Raw genomic sequence first — 2,993 nt, 5'->3', positions numbered from 1 at the left:
CGCGCAGTTCCTCTGGATAACGTGTTCCGTTCTTCATCTTTCCCATGACCCAGTATCCTTACTTCTGGGTCTCCGGCAAACAAGGGGCGGTTCAAGGGGCGGTTCACTAAGGGAGCAGCCACTGATATAGCCAAAGCCGCCGCTAAAGGTTTGACAGAGCCAACCGGATCATGGATGTGCATGCGGGATGCGAAAGGCGCGTGGGAATGAAGATACTATTTATACACCAGAATTTTCCGGGTCAGTTCAAACATCTGGCACCCGCACTTGCACGCCAAGGGCATGAATGTGTAGCGCTGACCCTGCGCGTCGACAAACCTGTGAAATGGCAAGGCGTTCAGATACTGCCCTACAAAGTACAGGGACAGCCAGCCCAGAACATTCACCCGTGGCTCCATGATCTGGACAGTCAGACCAAGCGCGGTACGGCTTGTTTTCTAGCTGCGCGAAAACTCAAGGAACAAGGCTATAACCCTGATCTGATCCTCACCCACCATGGTTGGGGCGAATCTATGTATTTACGCGATGTCTGGCCTGAAGCCCGGATGGGGCTTTACTGCGAACTGTACCATCAGGCGGGGTGGCCACATGTGAATTTCGATCCTGAGTTTCCTTCGGATACAAGTATTCAAACGCAACGCGTGCGAATGAAAAACATCAACAACCATCTACACTTCGACATTGCCCAAGCCGGGATCAGTCCAACTCGGTTTCAAGCAGATACCTTTCCTAAGCCGTTTCGCGACAAGATTACAATCTGCCATGACGGCATCGATACGAGGCTTATCCGCCCTGATCCCTCTGTGACTCTTGAGCTGAACAGCAAGGCAGCAGGGCGCATTTCGCTCAGCCGCGACGATGAAGTGATTACCTTTGTCAACCGAAACTTAGAGCCCTATCGGGGTTATCATCGCTTCATGCGCGCTTTGCCGAATTTGCTTCGGGAGCGACCTAAGGCACGGGTTTTGATCGTTGGTGGCGACGAGACGAGCTATGGCACCAAGCCGCCTGAGGGGCAAACTTGGAAACAGATCTTCATCGATGAAGTGCGGGGACGGATTCCAACTCCGCATTGGAACCGCGTGCACTTTTTGGGAAAGGTGCCTTATGAGCACTTTATACGCCTTCTAAAATTGTCGCGCGTTCATGTCTATCTGACCTATCCCTTCGTAGTCAGTTGGTCCTTACTGGAAGCCATGAGCGCAGGCGCAGCTATTGTGGCTGCGGATATCGATCCAGTGCGCGAGGTGCTGACCCATGATCAGACAGCCCGACTGGTCGACTTCTTTAACGGTGACGCATTGGTTTCTGAGATTTGTGCGCTGTGTGAAGATGCCGAAGAACGGGCGCGCCTTGGCACTGCAGCCCGCAAACACTTGGTGGCGAACTATGATTTGAACGCCGTTTGCCTGCCGGAGCAAATAGCTTGGGTCAACCACGTTATGGCTCAAGACTTGGGATAGCCCACGCCTGACGCAGAAGTCGTATTGCAACACTTGATATAGCGGTTTACTCCGCTTGACCGACGATACCCTAGGCCTCACTGGAAGAACAGTACCATGTCATCTCCCCGAAATGTACAGACAAGACCTCTATTCATTATCGGCTGTGTTCGGTCAGGAACAACATTGGTGCGCAATCTCTTGCGGCGTCAACCCAACGTTATATGCCCTGAAGAAACTCATTATTTTCGATATGCTGAGCCGTTCAGACCTGAACAGCCCTTACAGCTTAAAAACTCCCCTACGCTCAGAAAGCACCGCGAAATAGACGGTATAACTCCTGAAAATTTTGATCAGATGCTTTTGAAATCGCATAGTCGCGGAGACTTAATGCGCCTTCACATACAACATATGGCGCAGGCACAGGGTTTAGAATTCTATAAATGGTTTGATAAAACGCCACAGAATGTCTACGGGATACCTCTTATTCGTTCAGAATTTCCAGAAGCCTGTTTCCTACACTTGGTACGTAACCCACTCAATGTTGTAGCGAGCCTCAAGTTGGGTAAAGTCATGAAGGTGACAGATATATATGGTGCATGTAACTATTGGATAGAGGCTGTTTCTATCATTCGGGAGCTAGCTCCGTTACTCGGTAGTGATCTTCTAGAAATAAAATATGAAGATTTCACAACAGATCCTGTTGCGAGCATGCAAAGACTGCTGAAGTTCAGTGGTTTGGGCGATAGAGTGGATCTATATAGCTCACGTGACACACATATAGAACGAAACCAATTTACTGATATATTGAATGATAAAGAAAAGCGCATTGTTCTCGAACGCTGTGGGGCGCTTGCAAAGGAATATGGATATGACCTCGAATGTCTGGTGAGTTAACATCCAGAGGAGCTAAAATCATAGCTTCGGCCGTATATTTTGCTTGCCCTGAAGCCCGATCTAGCACTTCTTTAGCCTGCTGGTTCAGGCTCTTGGCCGCGCATGAAAGCCTGCGCTGATACCTGACATTCTAAAATACCTACCGCCCGCATTCATCGCTTGATGGGAAAACCCCCGACCATGCCTATTTAAACCAGCCGATGCCCAAAGCTGTGGCGGCATAACCGAGGCGAAAAATCACTTAGAAAACGCCCAAAATCTGTTCAGATCAACCGATCCACCCCTATCTGAAGATTGGCAGCGTTGCTGAACTCAAGCAATTATTTATACCCACGCCCCAGCTTTGATTCATGCACCGCATAAAGAGCTGATCGCGCAGCATCAGCGGTTCTGTAATGATCATAGCGGCACGTTCCAGCCTGACCAATCCGCCCCCACTCTCGTACAAGCGTTATACCACCGAATAAGGTTGGCTGGAGCTGCATGCGATAGAAGCGCGCCATATTCTGTTCAGGATCAATCCGGCGAAGGATGACTGGCCCATTCATGTTACGGCCTATGACCTGCCCCCCGCGAAATCCCTCACCATGATGTAGAGTCTGCCCAACCCTTGCACTGCTCCCCAACCTTGGACCGCCGGAAGCTGGATTTTTC

The 2,993-nt window shown here is 50.2% G+C and carries 3 protein-coding genes; 2 read left to right on the top strand and 1 reads right to left on the bottom strand.

Annotation, left to right across the window (positions count from 1 at the left end; genetic code table 11):
• Window positions 1-206: 206 nt before the first annotated feature.
• Both J1C52_RS14915 and J1C52_RS14910 read left to right on the top strand, forming a co-directional pair.
• Window positions 207-1,463 carry a glycosyltransferase gene (locus J1C52_RS14915; protein ID WP_227428720.1) on the top strand — a complete coding sequence of 419 codons (1,257 nt, stop codon included), beginning with the start codon at window positions 207-209 and terminating at the stop codon, window positions 1,461-1,463.
• A 96-nt stretch (window positions 1,464-1,559) separates the two neighbouring features.
• Window positions 1,560-2,339, top strand: coding sequence for a sulfotransferase family protein (locus tag J1C52_RS14910; protein WP_227428719.1), 780 nt, complete (start codon window positions 1,560-1,562; stop codon window positions 2,337-2,339).
• 320 nt (window positions 2,340-2,659) lie between these two features.
• Here J1C52_RS14910 and J1C52_RS14905 read toward each other — a convergent pair whose 3' ends face one another.
• Window positions 2,660-2,887 carry a WGR domain-containing protein gene (locus J1C52_RS14905; protein ID WP_227428721.1) on the bottom strand — a complete coding sequence of 76 codons (228 nt, stop codon included), beginning with the start codon at window positions 2,885-2,887 and terminating at the stop codon, window positions 2,660-2,662.
• Between the last annotated feature and the right edge of the window lie 106 nt (window positions 2,888-2,993).

Origin of the sequence: Roseibaca sp. Y0-43 (assembly GCF_020667835.1) — a bacterium.
In the GTDB taxonomy this organism is placed as follows: domain Bacteria; phylum Pseudomonadota; class Alphaproteobacteria; order Rhodobacterales; family Rhodobacteraceae; genus Roseinatronobacter.
The sequence above is the reverse complement of the archived record's forward strand: the minus strand, read 5'-3'. Positions and strand labels throughout refer to the sequence as shown.

What these genes read in the sequence shown, in the direction of transcription:
- J1C52_RS14915 (WP_227428720.1), top strand. Translation starts at nt 207, where the DNA reads ATGAAGATACTATTTATACACCAGAATTTTCCGGGTCAGTTCAAACAT.
- J1C52_RS14910 (WP_227428719.1), top strand. Translation starts at nt 1,560, where the DNA reads ATGTCATCTCCCCGAAATGTACAGACAAGACCTCTATTCATTATCGGC.
- J1C52_RS14905 (WP_227428721.1), bottom strand. Translation starts at nt 2,887, where the DNA reads ATGAATGGGCCAGTCATCCTTCGCCGGATTGATCCTGAACAGAATATG.